Origin of the sequence: Persicobacter diffluens (assembly GCF_036244895.1) — a bacterium.
Taxonomy (GTDB): domain Bacteria; phylum Bacteroidota; class Bacteroidia; order Cytophagales; family Cyclobacteriaceae; genus Persicobacter; species Persicobacter diffluens.
This window is the reverse complement of sequence record NZ_BQKE01000001.1, coordinates 810,927-836,236: the sequence shown is the minus strand read 5'-3', so window position 1 is coordinate 836,236 and position 25,310 is coordinate 810,927. Positions and strand designations below refer to the sequence as shown.

Annotated in this window: 16 protein-coding genes; 9 read left to right on the top strand and 7 right to left on the bottom strand. The window is 43.2% G+C overall.

What is annotated here, in order from left to right; genetic code table 11:
• Positions 1-51: 51 nt before the first annotated feature.
• The 4 genes from AAA970_RS03495 to AAA970_RS03480 form a co-directional block, all read right to left on the bottom strand.
• Entirely contained in the window at positions 52-645 is a 594-nt protein-coding gene (locus tag AAA970_RS03495; RefSeq protein WP_338236000.1) for a hypothetical protein, read from the bottom strand.
• Positions 646-1,311: 666 nt separating this feature from the next.
• Positions 1,312-2,100, bottom strand: coding sequence for a type IX secretion/gliding motility protein PorT/SprT (gene porT / locus AAA970_RS03490; RefSeq protein ID WP_338235999.1), 789 nt, complete (start codon positions 2,098-2,100; stop codon positions 1,312-1,314).
• The gene (ubiE, locus tag AAA970_RS03485; protein WP_060685549.1) at positions 2,049-2,771 is read right to left on the bottom strand and encodes a bifunctional demethylmenaquinone methyltransferase/2-methoxy-6-polyprenyl-1,4-benzoquinol methylase UbiE; all 723 of its coding nucleotides are present in this window, start codon (positions 2,769-2,771) and stop codon (positions 2,049-2,051) included. The genes porT and ubiE overlap by 52 nt, the downstream gene beginning before the upstream one ends.
• Before the next feature lie 184 nt (positions 2,772-2,955).
• The gene (locus AAA970_RS03480; RefSeq protein WP_338235998.1) at positions 2,956-5,028 is read right to left on the bottom strand and encodes an OmpA family protein; all 2,073 of its coding nucleotides are present in this window, start codon (positions 5,026-5,028) and stop codon (positions 2,956-2,958) included.
• A gap of 440 nt (positions 5,029-5,468) precedes the next feature.
• Between AAA970_RS03480 and yihA the strand changes: the two genes are divergently transcribed.
• The 7 genes from yihA to AAA970_RS03445 all read left to right on the top strand — a co-directional run bounded on the left by yihA (position 5,469) and on the right by AAA970_RS03445 (position 14,608).
• Entirely contained in the window at positions 5,469-6,083 is a 615-nt protein-coding gene (yihA, locus tag AAA970_RS03475) for a ribosome biogenesis GTP-binding protein YihA/YsxC (protein ID WP_338235997.1), read from the top strand.
• A gap of 87 nt (positions 6,084-6,170) precedes the next feature.
• Positions 6,171-6,608 (top strand): DUF5606 family protein, encoded by a 438-nt coding sequence (locus AAA970_RS03470; protein WP_053404016.1) that lies wholly within the window; start codon positions 6,171-6,173, stop codon positions 6,606-6,608.
• Positions 6,609-6,701: 93 nt separating this feature from the next.
• Positions 6,702-7,739, top strand: coding sequence for a quinone-dependent dihydroorotate dehydrogenase (locus AAA970_RS03465; protein WP_338235996.1), 1,038 nt, complete (start codon positions 6,702-6,704; stop codon positions 7,737-7,739).
• Between the two features lie 211 nt (positions 7,740-7,950).
• Positions 7,951-10,710 carry a DNA translocase FtsK 4TM domain-containing protein gene (locus AAA970_RS03460; RefSeq protein ID WP_338235995.1) on the top strand — a complete coding sequence of 920 codons (2,760 nt, stop codon included), beginning with the start codon at positions 7,951-7,953 and terminating at the stop codon, positions 10,708-10,710.
• Positions 10,711-10,853: 143 nt separating this feature from the next.
• Positions 10,854-11,495: an outer membrane lipoprotein periplasmic chaperone LolA1 gene (lolA1, locus tag AAA970_RS03455; RefSeq protein ID WP_338235994.1), complete on the top strand. Its 642-nt coding sequence runs from the start codon at positions 10,854-10,856 to the stop codon at positions 11,493-11,495.
• A gap of 869 nt (positions 11,496-12,364) precedes the next feature.
• Positions 12,365-13,180 carry an orotidine-5'-phosphate decarboxylase gene (pyrF, locus tag AAA970_RS03450; RefSeq protein ID WP_338235993.1) on the top strand — a complete coding sequence of 272 codons (816 nt, stop codon included), beginning with the start codon at positions 12,365-12,367 and terminating at the stop codon, positions 13,178-13,180.
• A gap of 72 nt (positions 13,181-13,252) precedes the next feature.
• The gene (locus tag AAA970_RS03445) at positions 13,253-14,608 is read left to right on the top strand and encodes a DUF2851 family protein (protein ID WP_338235992.1); all 1,356 of its coding nucleotides are present in this window, start codon (positions 13,253-13,255) and stop codon (positions 14,606-14,608) included.
• Between the two features lie 275 nt (positions 14,609-14,883).
• On the opposite strand, the gene AAA970_RS03440 is transcribed toward AAA970_RS03445, so the two are convergent.
• From AAA970_RS03440 to AAA970_RS03430, 3 genes are all read right to left on the bottom strand, one after another.
• On the bottom strand, positions 14,884-16,059 hold the full coding sequence (locus tag AAA970_RS03440; protein ID WP_338235991.1) for an efflux RND transporter periplasmic adaptor subunit: 1,176 nt from the start codon (positions 16,057-16,059) through the stop codon (positions 14,884-14,886).
• 12 nt (positions 16,060-16,071) lie between these two features.
• Positions 16,072-20,397 (bottom strand): CusA/CzcA family heavy metal efflux RND transporter, encoded by a 4,326-nt coding sequence (locus tag AAA970_RS03435; RefSeq protein WP_338235990.1) that lies wholly within the window; start codon positions 20,395-20,397, stop codon positions 16,072-16,074.
• 273 nt (positions 20,398-20,670) lie between these two features.
• Entirely contained in the window at positions 20,671-21,000 is a 330-nt protein-coding gene (locus tag AAA970_RS03430) for a hypothetical protein (protein WP_060685540.1), read from the bottom strand.
• 284 nt (positions 21,001-21,284) lie between these two features.
• Here AAA970_RS03430 and AAA970_RS03425 point away from each other — a divergent pair, with 284 nt between their 5' ends.
• Both AAA970_RS03425 and AAA970_RS03420 read left to right on the top strand, forming a co-directional pair.
• Positions 21,285-23,507: a RelA/SpoT family protein gene (locus AAA970_RS03425; RefSeq protein ID WP_053404009.1), complete on the top strand. Its 2,223-nt coding sequence runs from the start codon at positions 21,285-21,287 to the stop codon at positions 23,505-23,507.
• 1,458 nt (positions 23,508-24,965) lie between these two features.
• The gene (locus AAA970_RS03420; protein WP_053406851.1) at positions 24,966-25,310 is read left to right on the top strand and encodes an STAS domain-containing protein; all 345 of its coding nucleotides are present in this window, start codon (positions 24,966-24,968) and stop codon (positions 25,308-25,310) included.

Genomic DNA, 25,310 nt, shown 5'->3' with positions numbered 1-25,310 from the left:
TAAAAAATAATTAATAATACCAAACGACAAATTCAATGCTTAGTATCTAATTTAAAACCTTTTGCCCACTGCAAATCCATAGGAAATGGTCTGATATACATCTTTGTAATCATAAATAATGGAGGGAGCCAATTGCCAGCCCTTCTCCATCCGAATTTCATACTCCAAACCCACTTTCACCAACCAAAAATCCTCCCCTTCCTCAGCAAACATTTGTTCATAACCCAGCCCGGCAAATACACTAAAACCTTTCAGCAACTCAAACTTAGCTACCGCCGCCAACACCACCACATTTTCACGTACAATCCGCTGTTCTGACAGGGTCAACATGGTGTACCGATCCAATTCAATATCGGCCATCAAGCCCATACTCCAGCGATGATTAATTTTATAGACATAATCTAAGCCAAGGGTAGGCACCCAATTTCCGGTATTCCTCAATCCCAGCACATCAATATGAGCATAATGCTTAGGTGGAATAAAAGTAAAACCTGTATAAAAATTTATTGCATGTCGACCGTGTACGTGATCGCCACCCTTTGCTTCATGAGGATGACTTTGCCCTTCATGCTCAGCTTGCCCATAGAGTGAAGTTGACAAGAAGATACCAGTAAACATCACAAGTAGAAAAATTGCTTTCATCATATCTGTCAAATGGTTAGGAGCATCTCCTTTTCCAAAAAGAGATACTCCAATCCTTTTCAATTAAATGAAAGACTATTTTTTGCTAATAAAGTTCACCAATCTTCTTACAGCAAGTTATAAAGCATACCATCCGGCCGCAAATTCGAATTATTGGAAGCGATTTTGGATGATTTTTCAACAATAGCGATGTTATTTTCTCCAAATAATCCCTTATCGCACCTTCAATATTTTAAATTTTCGCAGAGAATTTTGGCTATTAAACACGCTCTTATACGCTTTTTCCTTTTTTAAAAATGCAAGAAAGGCACGCTGCACGTTAGATTGCATCAAACAGCAGCATTCATCTTTAATTCCACGTTAAACTACAAGGCGGAAAAAATGAAGGAGTTTATCCAATTCCCAGCTTTTCCCAAGGAAACAGATGAATAAGGAGAAAGCCAATTTACCACAATGTGGACTATTGATAAATGAGAAAATATAATCAGTATACCCTGTTAATAGTTGCTTAAGCAGACCTGTTAAATCCATCGTTGTACAAGCCGGGATTAAACGGCTACCAACCAAAACGGATTTATTTTGGCAAATTTGGTCTTATTCATACTTCAAACCCTCCCAAAAAATCTGCCCCCCGGATATAAAAAAACCTCCAAAAGGAGGTTCATATTTTTATTGAAAGTTGAAATACAATGTCACACTATTGGTGGTCAGCCGATCTACCGCCACTGCTATAGGTCTATTGGCATTGGTTCCCTTCATATTCATGAGGCCGTGGGAAAAACGAATTTCGGGAGAGAAACGGAAAAGCGGATAATACAGATCAAAGCCGAAACCCCATTCCAGCGCCAGATCAAAGCCCGCCATTTCAAAGGCAATTTCTTTTTCTCGCCTACCGGTCACTTCTACGGATGGATTAATCCCTCCGATAAAATAAGCACGAATGTTCCCTCTTCGCTGAGACTTCAATTTTAGCAGAATTGGCATCTCAAACCTTACGTTCTCAATATTATCCTGCTCTGCTCTGAAATCACCATTCCCCGGAGGTCCAATAGATACCGAATCACTAAACTGGTAAGTCAAACGATAAGTGTAAAAACCTGCCTTTGGGGTCACCCGCACATCCAAAGCCTCGGCCAACTTTAGGTTTCCTATAAAACCCACCCCTAAGGAGAGCTGACGTTCAGTCTGAATGGATAAAACCCCGTCCAAATCCACAGGGTTATTATTCGGATCAAAACCTATTCGATCGAAATAAGCCTGAGAATAGGTCTGCTTAAAACCTGAAAGCCCTGTAGACACAAAAAAACCGTAGTGAATCTTTTTCTGATCCACATAGGGCAGGTTGATCTTAGGCCCGGCCTGTGCCAGAACAGTACTTAAAGGCAAGAAGAACGCTAATACAAATATTATTTGGTAGCGGTATAAATGGAGCTTATGCCAAAGGTTAGTGGAATACATTCTGTCTCTTTATAACCCACCTTATCCAATATCTTTGTGAATTTCTCACCATCGGGGAAAGCATTTACAGATTCCGGCAAATAGGTATAAGCGGACTGATCTTTTGAAATGACTCTTCCAACAGCAGGTAATACAAAGCGGAAGTAGGCGTTGTAAATTTGTTTAAAAGGGAAAATCTTAGGTTTTGAGAATTCAATGATCACCAACCTTCCACCAGGCTTCAACACACGACACATATCTGCCAAACCTTTTTCCAGATTTTCATAATTCCGAACACCAAATGAAACGATCACGGCATCGAAATAATTATCTTCAAAAAGTAATCCCTCAGAATCTCCTAATCGCATTTCTATACGATCCTCCAATCCTTTGGCTTTGATCTTCTCTTTTCCGATTTCCAACATCCCTTCGGAAATATCTACCCCAATCACTTTCTTTGGATTGGCGGCAAGGGCCTCAATGGCGAAGTCTCCTGTGCCGGTAGCAATATCCAAGATCAATTCCGGCTGATATTTTTTCAAAATCTTTACTGCACGCTTACGCCAGTAAATATCAACCCCAAGGCTTAAAACATGGTTCAATAAATCGTATTTCTTGGAAATATTATTGAACATATCACGCACCTGCGCCTTTTTCCCTTCTTGCTGATCTTTATATGGAACTACTTTCATCAAAATGTCATTTTTAATTATCACATCTAGCTAACCTTTCGTAGACCCGATTTCCCTCAAAGTCACCGACAATAATGATCTGGCTCATGTGAAATTTATGCTACAAAGGTAATACGAATTCCTTTGCCGCAAAAAAAAAGAGGCGAGTTTCCCCACCTCTACGACAATATCATATATTTCTGAACTATTTCTCAATAATTTCAAACTCTACTCTTCTGTTCAATTCACGTCCTTCCTCTTCATCATCATTGGAAGCCAGTGGTCTTTCCTCCCCATAACCAACGGCGGTGATACGGGTAGCATCCACTCCTTTTCCTTCCAAATAATTCATTACCGCTTCTGCACGTTTCTGAGAAAGCTTCATATTATTTCCTGCAGAACCCACCGCATCGGTATGTCCGGAAATCTCCACCTTGATGGAAGGATTTTCAGAGAGCATACGCTCCAGCTTATTCAGTTCTGAAAAAGATTCTTTCTTCAGCTTAGCGGAACCAAAGTCAAAATAAACATTACGCAAGATCGACTTTTGTCCGGTTTGAATCCTGCTCATGGCCAAGGTGCGCTCCACCATTTGCTCCTCATCGTTCGCTACCGGTAATTTCAGTTTCAAATTTTTGAATACATAACCGTCTTTTTCCGAAGACAAAGTAAAATTCGAGGTCTCTGTAGGCTTTAATTCAAAACGGTAAGCCCCATTTTCCTGCCTTACTCCTCTCCAGCTCATTCCGGTATTAGCCTCTCGCACATTAACCCGTGACTCCATAGCCGCCTTACTACCCTGATCCACAATCTTCACCTCTAAAATAACAGGCTGAATAACCGCTACCACTTCTTCGGTTTCCGCGGAGGTCAACATCACATCCGGTGCTGCCGCATCTTCTGCTTTTTCAATATCTTTTCCGGCAAGTAATTGCTGCTGCTCATCAAACTCATCCGGAATTTTAACCATATAAATATCGGTATAACCCATTCCATCTTCCCGAACAGAAGAGTAATACCCACGTTTACCATCCGCTGTAGATACAAAATAAATATCATTATCCGGGGTATTGATCGGGTATCCCAAATTCACGGGCTCACTCCATTCTGAGGTTGCGGAATCATAAACGGTTTTGAAAATATCAAATCCACCCATTCCATCTCGCCCTTTAGAGGAGAAATAAAGCGTTTTTCCATCATAATCAATAAATGGGCTATCATCGTCATAAGGCGTATTGATAGTTTCTCCCAGGTTTTTCACCCTGGACCAAACCCCTTTATCATCCTTGGTGGCCATATAGATATCCAGTTCCCCCATACCGCCCGGGCGATCAGAAGAAAAGAAGAGCGTATTACCATCCGGTGAAATCGATATAGAATTCTCAGAAAAGGAGGTATTCACACGGCCTTCCACCGGAAGTGGCTCTGACCAATCATCCTCCGTCTCATTATAGGTAGAATAGTAAATATCTCCCCCATTAGAATCACGATAAATAAACAAGGTCTGACCATCTGCTGACAAAGCCAGGTTAGAATCATGAAAGCGGGTATTCACACTCGTTCCAATATTTTTGGCCGGTTCCCATTGCCCGTTTACCTTTCTGGAATAAAAAATATCTTCGAAATAAAAGTTATCCTTATCTACGTTTTCGTTCAGGTTCCCATCCTGACGACGGGAAGTAAAAATAATCAGGGTTTCATCCTCATTAAACACCGGGGCAAAGTCATAAGAGTCGGAATTAATGTTCTCCCCCAAATTCACAATGGTCCAGTGAGAAGGATTCACCATGAATTTTTTACCGTTTTCACACTCATAAATCTTGCGATCTACCCAATCCATTGGCACCAAATCCTGCCCGCGGTAATTCACCTTACTCTCATACTTGGATTTATACTTTCGGTAATAAAGCAAAGCATTATCAAAATCCATGGCATACTGATACGCCTCCCCAATCATGAAAGGGATATCAAAACGATATTCAGGATTTAATTCATAGAGTTTCTTCAGGTATTTCACCGCACGTTCCTTGTTCACGGTCTCCAGATAGAGCTTACCGGCCATAAACAGGGCGCGCTGATTTTCAGGATCAAAATCCACCACCTGCACATAAATATCCCTAGCCTGAGTTTTTACGGCAGTACTTTTGTTAATCTCCTCCGCCATTTCCAATAATTGCCGAGCAGTTTCCTTATTGGGATCTACTGTTTGAGCAAATGCACTGCTAAAACCGAGGAGTAAAGAAACTCCTAATAAAAAACGATATTTCTTAAAATTCATCACCTAATTCGTGATCTGTAAGAGGTTGAAGTCAAAATTTCGAGCGGACACATGGATGTAATAATTAATAAAATCATGCATAAATGTGAATCCCACAAAGCCAAAATTAACAAATTAACACCAAGATTAAGCTATTAATTTGTTGAAATATATTAAAGATAGGATCCAATCCCAATGATTGCTTCCTAATTTTTATGATTTACAGTCAATATGGTTTAAGATTTAGAGAGAAATTAGCGCAATTTCACTCATGTAATAGATGAATTTTATTTTCGGATTTTGGTTAATAATCTGCCTCCCTCTCCCTCAATTTCACTTTAGACTTTTAGCACTTTGTGTTAAAGGGGAAAGGCATTAACTTTGCAGCTCAATCCGCAGTGTGAGCCATCAGGCATTTCGCCTTTCACTCACCGGCTTACACACTGACAGATAGCATAGTTATGAAAATTAAATCCGCGAATTTCGTCATTAGTAATACCGACATTAGTAAGTGCCCCAAGGCAGATAAAGCTGAGTTTGCCTTTATCGGACGCTCCAATGTTGGAAAATCAAGCTTAATCAATTGCCTGACCGAGCGTAAAAGTTTAGCCAAAACTTCTTCCACTCCTGGAAAAACCCAGCTGATCAATCATTTTGAAATTAACAACAACTGGTACCTGGTCGATCTTCCCGGATATGGCTATGCGAAAGTCAGCAAAACCAGCCGCAGCAAGTGGGGAAAAATGATTGAGGAATACCTCAAGAAAAGAGAAAACCTCTTGTGCACTTTCGTGTTGGTAGATTCCAGACACGAGCCACAGAAAGTGGACATGGAATTCATGAACTGGATGGGAAAGAACGGCATTCCCTTTGTGATCATTTTCACCAAGTCCGATAAACAGTCCCACACCAAGCTGCAATCCAACATTGCCAAATACCGCAAAATCATGAGAAAAAACTGGGAGGAACTCCCTACCATGATTGCCACCAGCTCCGATGATGGCCGCGGAAGAGAAGATGTATTGGATTTTATTGAGGAAGTGGCCGAAGGATTCATGTCCGGAACAGGAAATTAATTAATCTTCTTTCAAATAAAAGGCAAATCTCCTATGTTTGCCCCGCTTTTGTAAACGACATTACCAATTTGGATAAAAATATTTAGTATGAACTTTTCAGAAATTTGTGCAATTGCCGGAAAGGGAGGGCTTTTCAAAGTATTGAAACCTACCCGCGCAGGAGTTATTGTAGAGAGCATTAACGAACCTGGAAAAAAGATGGTGGCAAACTCTAACAGCCGCGTTTCTATCCTTCAGGAGATCTCCATTTACACTAATGATGACGAAGGCGCTTGCCCTTTGAGAGATGTGATGTTGAAAATCCGTGAGGAGTTCGGTGATGATCCGGGAGTTGGAAGCACTTCTTCTTCGGAAGAATTAAGGGCTTTCATGAAGCACGTATTGCCGGATCACGATGAGGAGCGCGTTTATACCTCTGATATCAAAAAGCTGGTAAGCTGGTATAAAACGCTATTAGAGAAGGCGCCGGAAGTCTTCGAAGCTGAGGAAAATGAAGATACTCCTGCTGAGGCAGAAGAAAATTAATATTGAAGCCGCTTTCCTGTTAGGAAGCGGCTTTTCTTTGCGCTAACATTTTTATTCAATTCATTATTCATCTTTAAAAAAAGAAAATTTACTGTGTACAAGTCTGTCATTCGCCCTTTTCTGTTTAAACACGATCCTGAAGCTATTCACCATTCGATAGTGAAATTCACCAAAGGTGCGTTATCCCTTCCTTTTTCCCGCCCTATTTGTCGAGCACTATATAATTTCTCGGACCCTAAACTAGAGCGTGAAGTTTTCGGGATTAAATTTGCCAATCCGGTAGGTTTGGCGGCAGGCTTTGATAAGGATGCCAAGCTGATTGATGAATTCGCTCAAATGGGCTTTGGTTTTGTGGAAATAGGTACGGTGACCCCTAAAGGACAGCCCGGCAATCCAAAACCAAGAATTTTCCGTCTTCCGGAAGATCAGGGGATTATCAACCGCATGGGTTTCAACAATGATGGCGTAGAGGCTACGGTAGAACGCCTAAAAAATCGCAAGACCAATATTATAGTAGGCGGCAACATCGGTAAAAATAAGGTTACCCCTAATGAGCAGGCCTTTGAGGATTACAAAATTGCTTTTGAAGCGCTTTTCCCCTATGTGGACTACTTCGTATTGAACGTAAGTTCACCGAATACGCCCAACCTGAGAGCACTACAAGAGAAAGAACCTTTAAAGCAACTCCTCTCAGAGGTGAAAAAGCTCAATGCTCAGAAAGATGCACCAAAGCCGATTTTATTGAAAATTGCACCGGACCTGACTAATGAGCAGTTGGATGACATCATCGAGATTGTGAATGAAACGCAAATCGATGGCGTGATCGCGACTAACACCACCATCAGCCGGGAAGGCTTGAAAGAAAATGCTGAGCGCGTGGAAGAAATTGGCGCCGGGGGATTGAGCGGTGCTCCTTTAACCAAACGCTCCACCGAGATTGTGGCTTATCTTCACCAAAAATCCAATGGTGCTTTCCCAATTATTGGGGTAGGGGGAATCAACAGCCCGGAAGATGCGGTGGAAAAATTGAAAGCTGGTGCTTCTCTGGTACAGATCTACACCGGCTTTATCTACCAGGGTCCGGGATTTATCAAAGACATCAACAAAGCGATCCTGAAGGCAGGCTTATAATTTTCAGAAATAAAATATCACGAAAGGAGGGCGTTGGTCTCTCCTTTTTTTTTGGATAATAATTTCTAAGAATCCATGAAGCTGAAATTTTCCTTATATTCGCATGAATTGATTAGATAAAAATCTGCGCAACGAAGGCTCTTCCAAGGTCTAAAATCACCTTTTTGCGCTCAAAATATTGATCTCTACCTGAGAATACCAACATTTTCCCATGGCTGAAAACACATTTTTCACACCCCCTGCGTCTCAGCAACCTGAGCCACCAAAGGAACCTGCTAAAAAGAGTAAAGCCAAAGCTCGAAAAAAAGAAAGTCCGAAAAAGTCCGGACCCAGCTTCTTCAGCAAGATCAAATCCCTGAAGGATGACAAACAGCTCCGTTTAGGAATTGGCATCACCCTCTTGCTCAGTGGAATTTATATGGCTTTCGCCTTGGTTTCTTTCCTTTTCACCGGAAGGGCCGATCAAAGTGTAATGGAGTCTTATTTCCAAAATGGCGTACTCCAGTCGGGGCGTGAAATTGAAAACTGGCTGGGTGCATTAGGAGCGGGCATCTCTCACTTTTTAATGTACCGAACCGTTGGTCTGGGCGCTTATTTAATCCCCTACCTTATATTTATCAGCGGGATTCAATTAACATTTTCCAATGTCAAGTTGCCCATCAGGAGAAGTGCCAAATTTGTCCTGTTCACCTCTATTTGGCTATCCACCTTTTTCTCTTTTTGCCTGATTATGGCCAAGAGCAGGGGATATTCCGGCTACTGGTCTTTCATTGGAGGAGGAATAGGACATGAAATCGCCCTTATTTTTAATGATCTTTTCTCCTGGGGGACGCTGATCATTCTACTGATTATCCTTGGCTTCTTCATCATTTATTTCTTTGACATCAAAGAAGCTTTTCAGTTACCGCAATTTTCTGCACCCAGCATACTCAAAAAGAAAGAAAATCCACTTCCATCAGAGGATACTTCCGACAATGAGTTTTTCACCAGTGAGGATCCCTTAGCAAGCGAGGAAGACCTTACCGAAAACGTTCAATCAGCAGTAAAAACACCACCTCAGGAAGAAAAGCCTGCCAATAAAGTCAACTTCTCCATCAATAAACCCAAGCCGGAAAGCCCGGTGGCTAAGGAGGAATTGCCTCAGAAAAAAACAAGCACTCAACCTTTACCGGAAACTTCAACACCCCAGGAGGAAGAAGTAACGCCTCCGGCATTAAAACCGCAATCCTCCGCAAATCGCATTCTTATTCCGGACGAGGAAGAATTTAGTCTGCCTCAAACACCGCTGGAAGCACCGGTGGCGGAAGAAATACGGCCAAAACCATCTGCTGCTGCAGAAAATAAACCCATGACTGAGGTAAAAGAGGAAGAGGAGCCCAAATTATCCCTGAGTGTAGACATTGCCGAAGTGGATGATAAAGCGGAGGATGAGGAAGAGGAATCCGCCAATAAGGAATTGGTCATGGAGCCTTATGATCCCACTCTGGATCTTGGGAGTTACCAGTACCCACAAGCCGATTTGCTCAAAGATTACCCGGCCAATAATGCCGAAATTTCAGAGGAGGAATTAAATGCCAATTTCGAACGGATTGTAGAAACCCTGGAGAACTTTAAAATCACCATTTCCGATATTAAAGCGACTGTCGGACCGACTGTCACCCTTTATGAAATCGTTCCGGCAAAGGGAATCAAAATCTCCAAAATTAAAAATCTGGAAGATGATATCGCCCTGTCGTTATCTGCCTTGGGTATTCGCATTATAGCCCCCATTCCCGGCCGCGGCACCATTGGTATCGAGGTGCCGAACACCAATAAGGAAATGGTATCAATGAAATCCGTACTGAACACGGAGAAATTCCTAAAAAGCAATAAAGCCCTGCCGGTAGTAATCGGTAAAACCATTTCCAATGAGGTTTACGTTTTTGATTTAGCCAAAACCCCTCACCTGCTGATTGCCGGAGCCACCGGTCAGGGTAAGTCTGTGGGGCTGAATGCAGTATTAACTTCTCTGCTTTATAAAAAACACCCTTCGGAATTAAAACTGATCCTTGTTGACCCCAAAAAGGTAGAATTAACGCTTTACAATAAAATTGAACGCCACTTTCTGGCCAAGCTACCGGATGGGGACGACGCCATTATCACCGACACCAAAAAGGTGGTACATACCCTAAACTCGCTTTGTATTGAAATGGACAACCGTTACGACATGCTGAAGAATGCAGGTTGTCGGAATATTAAAGAATACAATGCGAAATTCATTGATCGCAAGCTAAATCCGCTGGACGGACACCGCCACCTGCCCTATATTGTATTGGTGATTGATGAGCTGGCAGATTTGATGATGACCGCTGGAAAAGAAGTGGAGACTCCGATTGCACGATTGGCACAGCTGGCCCGCGCGATTGGTATTCACTTAGTAGTGGCCACCCAAAGGCCTTCGGTGAACGTTATCACGGGTATCATCAAAGCGAACTTCCCGGCCAGATTGTCTTTCAAAGTTACTTCAAAGGTAGATTCCAGAACTATTCTGGATACGGGAGGAGCAGAACAATTAATTGGCCGTGGAGACATGCTGTTATCAGACGGTAACGAATTAACCCGCCTGCAATGCGCTTTTGTGGATACCCCGGAAGTGGACAATGTTTGTGATTTTATTGGTAATCAAAGAGGTTACTCGTCAGCTTATTTATTACCGGAATATGTTGGAGAGGAAGGGGAATCGGCCGCTGCAGGAGTCGATTTATCTGAAAGAGATGCCCTTTTTGAAGAAGCAGCCTATATGGTCGTCCGCAATCAATCCGGCTCCACTTCCCTGATTCAAAGGAAATTAAAACTAGGGTACAACCGAGCCGGGAGAATCATCGATCAGTTGGAAGCGGCTGGAATTGTAGGCCCACCGGAGGGATCCAAGGCCAGAGAGGTATTAGTGAGTGACGAATACGCTCTCGAACAAATGTTAAATGATTTATAATTAATAGCAAACTTTTAAGTACTTTCGCAGGAATTAGGCCTGATTTTTGTCGATTTAGTCATAATTACCGAATTATGTAAGGTTTTAAAAAAATCAAAACAGGTTATTAATTGGTAATAAGAATATCAGTAATCTATTCAACTATGAAAAATATTATCGCCTTCTTTCTGTGCTTCTTTACAGTGTCAACGACTTTTGCCCAAAAAGACCCCAAGGCACTCGAAGTATTGGATGCGATGAGCAATAAATACCAAAAGATGGACGCCTTCCGGGCGGAATTCACCCAAAAGCTTATCAATAAAATGGAAAATATTGAAGAATCTTTTAATGGGAAAATTTTGGTGCAGGGAGACAAATTCCAGTTAGAAGCTTCTGGACAGGTCATTTACAATAACGGCACTACTGTCTGGACCTGGCTTATTGACGATGAAGAAGTCAATGTTTCTCACAACGATCCGGAAGAGGGTGGTTTTGAATTATCGACCATCTATAATATGTATAAAGAAGGTTATAAATACCTTTATCTGGAGCAGGTATCTGAAGGCGGTCAGGCAGTGGATGTAGTGGATTTGGTACCAGAAGATCATAGCCAAAGCATTTTTAAGATCAGAATGAAGATCGCACAAAAGAACCATGAATTGGTGGCCTGGGAAATTTTCGACCGTTCCGGTATTAATTACGAATACATAATTGATAAATTCGAAAGTAATCCTACCGTAGCGGCGGGTAGCTTTGAGTTCAATACCTCTGCTCATCCGGATGTAGAAGTTGTTGATTTGAGATAATAAATCTTCTTACAGAATAACAAAAAAGCTGCCCAAGAGGTGGCTTTTTTGCGTTTGGCCGAATTCTGCACCTCCGGGTTCAAGAACTTACCAAAAATAATCACCGGTCCATTTTGAATGGTTTTACTGTATTTTTAACCCGAATTATTCTCCGCTAAATATAAGTGAGTTGGCTTGAGTGGCTTTTTTTCATTTTAGTAAAATTATGATTGGTGATTTATTAATAGCCCAAATTGGGGTAAGCTTACTTTCTCCTCCTTCACCTGCTTCCTTGGAAAAAACTTGAAATAGAGGACAATTCCTTAACCCGAATTATTCACCGCTATATTCATTAATTGATCACAAGTAACTTATTTTCAGTTCTTTAAAACTTATTTTCTTTGATTAATAATAGCCCAAATTGGGGCAAGCTTGCTTTCTCCTCATTCATCTGTTTCGTTGGAAAAAACTCGAAATAGGAAACTATTCCTTCATTTTTTCCGCCTTACAGCTAAACGAGGCTTAAAGCATGAATAATCCGGGTTAATTTTTCCCGACTTGGAGCTAAACGTGGATTTATGCATGAATAATAGAGGTAAAGGAGGCATAATTCGGCTTAATACGAACTTTTTCCTTTAGTAACAGTCATAGTATTAGGTGATTGAAATGCTCACCTATTCATTTGATCGATGTTCGGAGTTTTTGTAGTGTTAAACTCCATCCAAAAGGGTAGTGATTGACTTCATTACCCTTTTTGTTATTTCTTCAAAACATTTCCTTTTTTAGCATCTGTTTGCAAGCATTTTATACTAAATTTGCGCCTCGGTTATTCTGAGCAATCATACAGGAATCAACCACGCAATTTATTTACTGATATTCAGGACTTTATCATGAACAGAGCGTCACTTTTTGAGCAGATCCAAAAGAAAAAATCTTTCCTTTGTGTAGGTTTGGATACCGATATTAAAAAAATCCCAAGCCATTTATTAGATACCGAAGACCCGGTCTTTGAATTTAATAAGGCGATCATTGACGCCACTAAAGAATTTGCCGTAGCTTATAAACCCAATATTGCATTCTATGAATCTTTAGGGGCAGAGGGATGGAAAAGTCTTGAGAAAACACTGAACTATATTCCGAAGGAAATTTTCACCATTGCGGATGCCAAAAGAGGCGATATCGGAAATACCTCAGGCTTATATGCACGTGCTTTTTTCGAAAACATGAGCTTTGACTCCGTAACAGTGGCTCCTTATATGGGAGAAGATTCCGTTACGCCATTTTTAGGCTATGATAACAAATGGGTGATTCTTTTAGGGCTTACCTCCAATCAGGGAAGTTTTGACTTTCAGCACTGCGACTTAGGCAAGAATGAAGCCCTATGGCAGCGTGTATTGAAAAAAGGAAAGGAATGGGGAACGGAGGATAACATGATGTATGTCGTGGGCGCCACGCGTGCGGATATGTTGAAAAAAGTTCGCGAAATCATTCCGGATCACTTCCTGTTGGTTCCCGGGGTGGGTGCTCAGGGCGGTAGTCTTCAAAAAGTAGCGGAAGCTGGTATGAATGATCACTGTGGATTGTTGGTCAATTCATCACGTGGCATCATTTATGCTTCTAATGGAGAAGATTTCGCTGACAAAGCAGCAGAAGCAGCCCAAACGCTTCAAAAGGAGATGGCTGAATATTTGGAAAAATATCTGTAAAAATCAGATTCAAAATACATTCTAAAGGAGATTGAGCCTTCGGGTTCTTTCTCCTTTTTTTTATGCGTAAGATTGCCGGATAAATTCCATAAGCAATTCACCACAGAGGATGGTTCCCTCCTCATGCAGGAAGCTTTTTTACACTATATTTGGCAAAGCCAACAGTTCCACCATCAACACCTTCAAACGGACGAAGGGGAAACTTTGCAAATTTTCACACCCGGCTTTATCAACGATCAGGCTGGGCCGGATTTTGAACAGGCCAGAATCAAAATTGGGCCCCTGGAATGGCTTGGAAAGGTAGAAATTCACATCAAATCCTCGGACTGGATGGCGCACCAGCACCAGCAGGATCCCGCTTATGACGGCGTGATCCTCCATGTGGTCTGGGAAAACAATCAACCAATCCGCCGAAGGGACAATAGTCTTATCCCAACTCTAAGCTTAAAGGAAAGAGTTGGGGATAAAGCCCTCAAAAAATACCAACACTTTTTACAAACCGACCATCAACACCCCTGCAAGCCATTTCTGGCGCAATGCCCTGATTACTTTAAATGGGGCATGGTGGACATGGCTTTAATGGAACGCCTACACCTTAAGCGAGACCAAATTATGGAATATCATTACAAAAATGGACAACACTGGCAACAAACGGCTTTTTGGGTCATTGCGCGCGCTTTCGGCTTCCGTTTAAACTCTGATGCCATGATGATGCTCGCTGAAACGCTAAGCTGGCGTAGCCTGGTGAAAACGCTGGATCAAAAACTTACCACGGAATGTTTACTCTTTGGTACTGCAGGACTGATCACCTCCAGTCCAAGGGATCAGTATGAAGCCGCACTCTGGGAGGAGTTTTCCTTTTATCAGAAAAAATTCAACCTGGAACCCATGAATCCGGTAGCCTGGCGATTTGCCAGAACGCGTCCTTTTAATTTCCCCACTATTCGACTAGCCCAATTGGCCAACTGGCTATTAAAAAACCCCATTCCTTTAAATGCCCTGCTAAAAAACCCAAAAGACATTGCCGAATCCTGGAATATCTGTGGATCCGCTTATTGGCAAAAACACCATCATTTCGCAAAGCCCTCCGCTAAAAATTTCGCACAACTTGGTCCTTCGGCTTTGGACACCATCGTGATCAATGCCATTGTGCCGTTTATGCTGGCTTATGGAGAACAAAGCGGGAGATCTTTACTCAAAGAGGAGGCATTGAATATTTTAGCGGAACGACCTTCCGAAAAAAATAAAGTAATCAAAGAATGGGCTGCACATGGCCTGAAGGCCAAGAACGCGGGGGAAGGGCAAGGGCTGCTGCAATTGGAACAGCAGTATTGCCAGCTGCATCGCTGTCTGCACTGCAAAATCGGGCGCTGGTCCATTGGCAAGGGAGCCCTACACGAAAAGCAAAAAGAGGCGACCAACATCTGACCGCCTCTGATTATTTCCTTTATTTCATCAAGTGTGAAACCCGGATTATTCCTGCTTAAATCCTCCTTTAGCTGTAAGGCGGAAAAAATGAAGGAATTTTTCCTATTTCGAGTTTTTTCCAACGAAACAGATGAATGAAGAGAAAGCTAACTTAGCCAAATTCAGGCTATTATAAACCAAAGAAAACAAATCACAATAAACTAAAAACAAGCTATTTATGCTTAGTTAATGAATTTATCGGTGAATAATTCGGGTGAAACGCAATGTTAGGGGTGCTAATCGTGCTCTGCTTCTTCCTTATCCATTTCTGAAAGCAGATAATAGGCAGCATTCAGCACCCATTGATCCTCAGCTTCCAGTGGCTCCATGGCTTTCACCTCTACAAATCCCAAATGCTTCATGCCGGGAACCACCTCCACTTGCTCAAAAATCTGTTCTTTCTCCTGAATTTCTTTTGTTCGGAAAATGTAATGTTTCCCCGCCTTCTCCACGATTGCCGCCTCCGGAAGCGTCGCTACGGTATGCTCCCCTACCTCAATCAGCCCTTTAATGTATAGGCCCGGTAATAATTTCGGGCTATCGGCGAAAGGTTCGGCGTGAACATGTACTGCCTTGCGGTCTTCTTCAAAATTTTTCCCCACGGATATAATTTCAGCCTCAAAGATCTCTTCTTTATACTGGGATAATGAAAATTTCACCCGCTGGCCTTTTTTCAATTTAAAGGCATCTTTTTCATATACCATCAGGTCTGCATGCACATGAGAAGCATCAATCAATTCAAACATCACCGTTTGCGGATCCACATACTGACCTGTGGCGATGTCAATCTCGGTGATCGCCCCATGGATAGGGGAAGTAATGGCCGCATACCGAATCACTTCTCCTTCCACTACCTTGGCGGCATTGATATTCAGCATTTGCAACTTCATCTTCAGGCCACTCACCAGACTTTTCAGCGTCATGAAATCCGCCTTGGCTTTCTGATATTGCTTACCCGAGGCCACTTTTTCCTGATACAGTTTTTCCTGACGTTTGAAATCATCCTCCACATAGAACAATTGCTGATAAGCTTCCTGATAATCCAACTGTGCCTGAATAATGTCGGGATGTTCCAAATAGGCCAAAACCTCCCCCTTTTTCACTAACTGCCCCTCTACCACTTTAATCTTCGCCACATTTGCGCCTATTACGGAAGACACGTTGGCTCTTCCCTGCGGAGGGACTTCCAGGCTGCCATTCGCCACGACCACCTCGGACAAATTGCGCATTTCCAACGGACCACTTATTAAGTCCAAGGCCTGAATTTGCATATTGGTCAGCTTCACCAGACCAGCATCTAAATGTTCCTCCTCTGCAAGACTGGCTTCCCTGGTCGCCTGATCTTTACTTCCACAAGCCCCGAAAAGCAGGGCTGCCATTAATATCAATATATTTTTCAGATTCAATTTCATCTCCATGTTTTTTTAAAGGGTTACCAGAAGGTATTCCAAATCAATTTGTGCCAATAGCAGCTGTTCCAATGCCTGATAATAGGCTTGATAGGCCTGCATGGCATTATCCAGGTTTTGAATAAAGGTGACATAATCAATCTCCCCAACTTCATAAGCCAGCTGAGCCGCCTGAATTTGTTCTTCTGCCACCGGCAATAAAGACTGCCGATAGTTACTGACCGATAGCTGCCACTTTTCAAAATTGATTTTGGATTGATTCAATCGCCCCTGCAATCTGGCCAGCTGTTCTTGTTGTACGGCTTCGGTTCTTTCTGCTACTTTTTTAGCGGCTTTCACTCTTCCCTTTTGGGCATTGAAAACCAGAGGTAGCGTAATCCCACCCTGCCATTGGTAAAAACCGGACTGCCCTTCCACCGTTTGCCAACCGTACTGCACACTTAATTTAGGCAAATAATTTGCCTGCTCCACTTTCACTGATTGCTTTGCCAGCATCGTCTGCTGCTCATAATACTGAATTAACGGATGCTGTTGCAGCAACACACTGTCCGCATCCACCTCCGAAAGGAATTGCTCTGGTGCCTGCGCTACGGTAAAGAGGGTATCGGACATCATCCACTGCTGCAGCGCGGCCAATTGTTCCTGATATTCCTTCTCCACCTGAATCTGCTGATTCTTCAGCATCTGCATTTTGTTCTGTGCCGCCAAATAGGCCAGCTTATTAGTGGCTTCGGTTTCATACAACATTTTGGCCCGACGCTCAAAATCATTGTTAATGTCCATAAAGCGCTTCACCCATTGCAGGCGGGCATAATCTACTGAAGAGCGTACCCAATCCTGACTCACCCAGCGCTTCAAATCCTGCCATTGCAACTGTTGCTCCACCTCTGCCGCATTGATTGCCTTTTTATAATATTTGGATTTGGCGGACATGGAAAAGATATCAATATTTTGCTGATTAATCATAAAGGGCGTGTAAACTCCCCTGCCGTTTTCACCGATCTCCTCGCCACCGGTGGTCAGCTGAGTGGTTCCAAAATTGAAAGCGGTTTTCTTCAATGCCTGCTGCTGTTCAATATTCAAACCGGCCTGCTGCATAATGGGGTAATTCTTATAGGCACGATCCAGCGCCTCCTCCAGAGAAAGCTCCTGCTTTTGATCTTGTGCTTTCCCAAAAAATGGCATTACCATCAATAATAGGGTGGCCATAACGGCCTTTGGCGGAACCTCTACCACTTTTGAATGCTCGTCTTTATGAACTAATTGATATAAAATGGGCAAAACAAATAAGGTCAACAAACAGGCAGTAAACAATCCCCCAATCACCACCGTAGCCAAGGGGCGCTGCACTTCTGCTCCGGCACCATTGGAAAGCGCCATGGGCAAAAAGCCCAGAATATCCGTAGAGGCTGTCAGTAAAATGGGGCGTAAACGACGTGTGGTTCCCTGAAGGATTCGCTCCCGCAAGGGCATTTCCTCCAATTCATCCAGTCCATGAATTAATACTAATCCGTTCAAAACGGCCACCCCGAATAATACGATGAATCCGACACCAGCAGAAATACTAAAAGGCATTCCCCTTAACCATAAGCTGACCACTCCTCCAATAGTAGCCATCGGGATGGCCATATAGATCATGATGGTCTTTTTGACAGAGCCCAAAGCAAAGTACACCAGCACGAAAATAAGTACCAGTACCACCGGAACAAGTACTTGCAAACGTTCTTTTGCCCGCTCCAGATTTTCAAAAGCCCCTCCATAACGGATAAAATAGCCCGGAGGCATCTTCAATTCCGCATCCAGTTTTTCCTGAATTTCATTCACCAACGACTCCACATCTCTCCCCCGAACGTTAATCCCCACATAAGTCCTGCGATTGGTATCATCACGGGAAATCTGCATCGGCCCGGGCTCAAAAGTAATTTCTGCCAATTCCTGAAGGGGAATTTTTGCCCCGGAGTCCAATCTTACAAATAAATGTTTCAGGTCCTCCAAATCATTTCGGTTTTCTTCTGCCAGCCTAACCACCAAATCAAAACGACGTTCTCCCTGAAAAATAGTCCCTGCCACACCACCGGCAAAGGCAGTTCGAATGGCCTGATTCACCTCTGCCACTGAAGCCCCGTATTTAGCTAAAAGATCCCGCTTGTATTTAACATTCAACTGCGGTTGTCCGGTAGTGGCTTCCACTTTCAAGTCCCCGATGCCTTCAATCCCATTGATTAATTGCCCCGTTTCCCTGGCAATACGTGCCAGCACTTCCAGATCATCACCATAGATCTTCACCGCAATGTCTTCGCGTACTCCAGTGAGGAGTTCATTGAATCGCATCTCAATTGGTTGGGTAAATTCGAAATTGATTCCCGGCACCGTCTTCACCAATGCCTCTACTTCCTCCACTAATTGATGCTTCGTCATCCCTTCCCGCCATAGTTCTTCCGGCTGTAAGTTGACGATCACGTCGGCTACGTCCATCGGCATGGGGTCTGTAGGTACATCCGCCACCCCAATGCGGCTTACCACATGTTTTACTTCCGGGAAATTCTTCATTACCAATTGTTCCACCCTGGTGGTGGCATCCACGGTTTCAGAAAGGGCCGAACCGGGCTTAGCGATGACATGGAAAGCAAAATCGCCTTCATCCAGCTGCGGAATAAACTCCCCCCCCATTTGGCTGAACACCCCCACTGCAAGGGCAAGGGCTACCACACAAACGGCCAAAAACTGCTTACCATGATCCAGTACTTTTTCCAAAAGCGGCTTAAAGCTGTTTTCCAAACGGCTCACCACCTTATCTCCAAAACCGGGCTTTTCATTAACTCGGGCATTCAAAAAGGTCGCGGCAATCATAGGCACATAGGTCAGACACAACAGCATAGCACCAATAATAGCAAAACCAAAGGTGAGCGCCATCGGTTGGAACATTTTCCCTTCCACTCCTTCCAATGCCAAAATCGGCAGGAATACAATCAGGATAATCAGTTGCCCGAAGAAGGCAGAGTTCATCATCTTACCGGAAGCTTCGGAGGCTACCTCATCCCGATCTTTTCGATTCAGGGCATGTCCGCCCAAAATTCTTTTGTGCATCATGAAGACGGCACTCTCTACAATAATTACTGCTCCGTCAACAATAATTCCGAAATCTATCGCCCCTAAAGACATCAGATTCGCCCACACCCCAAAGGCGCGCATCATCATAAAAGCAAAAAGCAGGGATAACGGGATGGTAGAGGCCACAATCAAACCTCCCCGCCAGTTCCCCAGGAAGAGCACCAAAATAAAAATAACGATCAGCCCACCCTCTACAAGATTGCCAGCCACTGTACTAGTTGTTTTCTTCACCAATTCTGATCGATCATGATAAGGCACAATCGTCACTCCTTCCGGCATGGACTTCTGAATCTCCGCTACCCGAACTTTGACATGATCAATTACCGCATTAGAGTTTCCTCCCTTCAGCATCATGACCATGCCTCCTACGGCTTCTCCTTTTCCGTCCACCGTTAAAGCGCCATAACGTATCGCACCGCCTATGCCAACCTCCGCCACATCTTTAATAAGAACCGGCAGGCCCTGCACATTGGCCACTACGACCTGCTCAATCTCTTCCGCTGAACGCAATAAACCTTCCCCCCGGATAAAGTTGGCTTTATGGTTCTTTTCGATATAGGCACCACCGGTGTTGGCATTATTTTTTTCCAAAGCTTCAAACACCTCTGACACCGTGATGCCCATCGCATTGATCACTGCCGGGTCTAACTTCACCTCAAACTGCTTCACCGAACCACCAAAACCATTCACCTCCACGACTCCGGGCACCATGGCCATTTGTCGGCGGATAATCCAGTCTTGCATTTCCCTCAAATCAGTAAGGGAATATTGATCGGCATGATCAGCATCTACTTCCAGAAAATATTGATAAACTTCTCCCAATCCGGTGGTAATGGGTCCCATCTCCGGGGTTCCGAATCCAGCAGGAATTTGCTCCTTGACCTCATCCAGCTTTTCCCCCACTAACTGTCGCGGAAGATAAGTACCCATATCTTCTTCAAACACCACCGTGACCACTGAAAGGCCAAACCTTGAAATAGAACGGATTTCCTCCACCCCGGGCAGATTGGCCATATTCACTTCCACCGGATAAGATACAAATTGCTCGATTTCTTCCGTGCCCAGATCCGGCGCCACGGTAATGATTTGCACCTGATTATTGGTAATATCAGGTACTGCATCCAAAGGGAGATCTTTCATAGCCCAGATTCCCCCCAATATCCAGCCTACCATTAACAGGGCAATGACGCCCTTATTACGGATAGACAGATCTATTATTTTTTGAATCATTGATTGATTTTTTTGGAACGCAAGCCCCTCCACCGTTAAAGAACAGCAGAAGCCTAAAGTCGTTCGGAAAAGAAAATAATCACCAAGCGCATGGCTGGTAATTTTTTGACATAGGACACCTTTCCCCTTTCACCACCAACGACATACAAAACAAGTACCTACCAAAAGGTAAACACTTCGCCGCGGTTTATAAATAATTAAACAGGGGATTTCGCTCCATCCGTATTATTCAGATCGAGTCTAATAAAAAAATGATATCCTGAGAAAATTCAATCAAGCCCGGGGAGGCTGAAAATGGTCGACATAGACTTCATCCACTACAAGCTGCAGGAGCCTTGGATTTTTGAAGCCCGCCTCCGATTGGATACGATCAATAGTGGGAATCTTCAAGGTACAACGGTCAGCGACTTTCTGGCAACAACCGCAACCACAAAAAGGAGAGCAGGTCTCTCCAAAGTCTTCTTCCTCTTCCGCGTGGTTTAACTGTTCACACTGGTGCATAGCTCCTCCGTGATGATCATGCGCGACAGCAGGATCATCCGAGCAAGGCACCATTACAATGAGTGCCATATACAAGGTCCATATGCGAAAAAAGAATCTCATTTAATAATTTTGACAAATTTAGAAAAAATGTGCGGCCATTGTACTATGCCCTCCAAGTCTTGGTAAGAATTTTTATTCTATCCAAATTAGATTCAAACGGAGGAAATAATCTTTCACTTTTTTAAAATATTTAGGTAACATTGAATTTACAAAAAACGAGTACGTTTTCTAAGAGCGTGTTTATTACGTTTTCAAGCTTTATTATTTTAAGGAATATCATCCTAATTTATCGATTAAAGCCCTGAAGATCTTTCATCTAGCTTTAGGAATTTTTATCTTAAGACATGACCACAATCGAACTGGAAGAGGAGCGCAAAGAGATCATCCGCAGATACCGCAGGATGTTGAGACACGCCAAACCCGTACTAAAGGAGGGGGACGCCAAAATCATCAAAAAAGCTTTTTACACCTCTATGGAGGCGCATCAGGACATGCGAAGAAAATCCGGTGAGCCTTATATTTTTCATCCCATCGAGGTGGCAATGATCTGCATTGATGAGATTGGCCTCGGGACCACCTCCATTGTTGCCGCCCTGTTACACGATGTAGTAGAAGATACCGAGATTGAATTAACGGATATTGAAAGAGACTTTGGTCCCAAGGTGGCGCAAATTATTGACGGCCTGACCAAGATCTCCGGCGTATTTGAATATGGAACTTCCGCACAGGCCGAGAACTTCCGAAAAATGCTCTTGACCCTTTCAGAAGATGTGCGGGTAATCCTGATCAAATTAGCCGACCGCCTGCATAACATGCGTACTTTGGGGAGCATGCCGAGACATAAGCAATTAAAGATTGCCTCTGAAACCATATACCTTTACGCACCTTTAGCGCACCGATTGGGCTTATATGCCATTAAATCTGAATTAGAAGATCTTTACTTAAAATATACCGAACAGGATACCTACCGAGAAATCGCCAGCAAGCTGAATCAGACTAAGGTCGCTCGCAATAATTTCATCAAGTCTTTTATTAAACCGATTCGGACGAAAATTCAAACCCTGAACTACCCCTTTGAAATCAAGGGACGTCCGAAGTCCATTTATTCCATTTGGCGAAAAATGAAAAAGCAGAATGTACCCTTTGAAAAGGTATATGATCTGTTCGCTATCCGGATCATTGTGGACACCCCGGTGGAAGATGAGAAAAGTACCTGCTGGCAGATATATTCCCTGGTGACCGATTCTTATAAGCCAAATCCGGACCGACTAAGGGACTGGATCTCCACTCCGAAAGGGAATGGTTATGAATCGCTCCACACCACGGTTATGAGTAAGCCGGGGCAGTGGGTGGAGGTGCAGATTCGCACCCGACGCATGGATGAAATTGCGGAGAAAGGATATGCTGCTCACTGGAAATATAAAGAGAACTCCAAAGGAAAAGAAAAAGGCGGCGGACTGGAAGGTTGGATCGGTCAGGTCCGTGAAATGCTTGAGCAGAATGACTCCAATGCCATGGAGTTTGTGGATGATTTCAAATCTAACCTGTTCCAGGAGGAAGTCTTTATCTTTACTCCCAAAGGAGATTTAAAGATCCTTCCCTATAATGCCACTGCTTTGGATTTTGCTTTTGAAATCCATACCGAGGTAGGAGCGCGATGCATAGGCGCCAAGGTAAATCAAAAGCTGGTACCCATTTCCTATAAGGTGAAGACCGGGGATCAGGTGGAAATCCTAACCTCCACCAAGCAAAAGCCCAATGAGGGTTGGCTTAAAATTGTGGTTACTTCCAAGGCCCGCTCCAGAATTAAGGATGCTTTGGCCGAGGACCGCAAGCGCAATATTGCTTTAGGTAAGGAGATAGTGGAGCGTAAAGTGAAGCAAATGAAGATGGAGTACAATGAGGTGACCATGCAGCGCCTTCGTGCTTTCTTCAATCAGAAGTCGATTCCGGACCTGATGGATAAAATCGGAAAGGGAGAGATTGACCCTAAAGAAATAAAAAAATTCCAGGAAGCCCGGGACAAGATTACCGCCAAGAAAAAAGCGGACAAGATCTCCGATGCCAGCACTTTTAAAAAGGAAATTACCAAAACCAAGGAAAGAGATGAAGATGTGCTCTATATCGGAGAGGACATGGACATCTTTGAATATAAAACCGCCAAATGTTGTAATCCGATTCCGGGAGATGACATCTTCGGTTTTATTACCGTGAATGAGGGAATTAAGATTCACAGAACCTCCTGCCCAAATGCGGTGGAGCTTTTATCTAATCACGGACACCGGGTGATCAAAGCCCGATGGGCGAGTCAGAAGGAAGAATCTTTTCTGGTGGGGCTACGCATTGAAGGAACGGACCGCGTTGGCTTGATCAATGACATTTCCAAAATTATTTCCGAAGAACTAAAGGTCAATATGCGATCAGTTTCTATTGAATCAGACAAAGGAATATTTCGCGGAAACATTGAGCTTTTCGTGCAGGACACTAAGCACCTGGACAAGCTGATCGGCAACCTCCTTGACGTAAATGGCGTGATACAAGTCATTCGGGAAGACCGGGACAAATAAGCAGCAACACAAAAGTTATTTACAAAGCGATGGCTCCTAAAGGGCTATCGTTTTTTTTTGAAATGGGATATCTGGCTGTGAAAAACGGATTAACCCGGATTATTCAGGCTTAAATCCTCGTTTAGCTGTAAGGCGGAAAAAATGAAGGAATAGTTTCCTATTTCGAGTTTTTTCCAACGAAGCAGATGAAGGAGGAGAAAGCAAGCCTAGCCCAATTTGGGCTATCAGAATTTAATAGACTCAACCATAACAAACTCAAAAATAAACCCTTACAGCGAACCCCAAAACTAGCGGTGAATAATTCGGGTTAAGGATCGCTAAACTTAGCCCAAATATGTACCGCCTATTTCCGCAAAACACAATAAGGCGTTCATCAGCGGCAAAATACAGACATTTTGCATTTTCCCAACCACTCAAACAGGAGTGAGCTTACTTTCTCCCCCTTCATCTGCCTCCTTGAAAAAAATGTGAAACAGGTGACAAATCCTACATTTTTACCGCTATACAACTAAAGGAGGATTTACCCCTGAAGAATTTGGCTTCGCTATTTGTTGTGTTGCCTCTACATTCCGCTGTGATTATGCGCGCAATAAAGATTTAGGTAGAAAGCTATCCTTTACTTACATCCATAGCCGGCACCTTTTTTTTAGGGGAAACCGTAAAATCTGTACAGTTGACATCTATCCACAAGCCACCACCCATGAGCTCCGTCCCAAAGTATCATCCATGGGGAACTCCCCTGATTTACACAGGACTCATCCTGTTTTGCATCTTTTATTTCATTCTTAACCTCTCCCTGAAATACTGGATTCCCTGGCTGCTTCTTGAAGTAATCGGAGCCGGGCTGAATATATGGCATAAAAACAAATACAAGTTTCCTTTTAGACGGGAGGTAATCGGTACCTTGATGCTCTTGCTCATACTGTCATCCTATCTGGCTTATTCTTATTTTACTTCTACTCCTTAACCCGACTATGGCTCCGATTGATATGGTCCATACAGCATGATGCGAGTAACTTCTTAGTATGCTTCCTATATTTTTTGAACCGACAAAAATGGCTGAGCCTGCGATCTTCCTTTGCTTCCTTTTAAAAAATCGAAATAGCCATAATTATTTACCGCTAATTCAGAAAACCACACCAACCCACTAACCATCATCCAATTGCACATAATTCTATTTGGTTTCTTATAGCCCAAATTAGGAAAAGCGTGCTTTCTCCTCATTTATCTGCTTCGTTGTAAAAACTCAAAATAGGGCACTATTCCTTCTTTTTCCTCACCAAGCAGTTAAGCGAAAAATTAAGCGTGCATAATTCAGCCTAGTCCAGAGGATATTATCTCCAGATAAACTTTCGCATCTGACCGAAGGTGATTATATTTGCGAGGGGGCAGGTGATGCCCTCCTTTTTTTGTCCAATTGATAACCTGTTTTCTTCGGAAAGCGTAACGACAACCATTATGAAGTTTAGCTCAAAAGTACATGACGGGATTTTATCCCTACAGGTAGAAGGTGACCTGATCGGTCAGGAGGCGGGCTTGGATTTAATTGAACATATCAATGACCACATTTCCAGCGGCCTGATTTTGGCTGCCATGGATATCTCTGCTTTGCGCTATATGAACTCTAGTGGTATCGGGGTGTTAATTACTGGCCTGACCAAGTTCCGCAATGCCGGAGGCGAGATGGTATTGATTAAGCCTTCCGAAAGTGTAAAAAAATTGCTGATTATCACCAAACTGAATTCCATTTTCACCATAGTGGACACGGAAGAAGAGGCGATAGTTGAACTGAAAAATAAATAA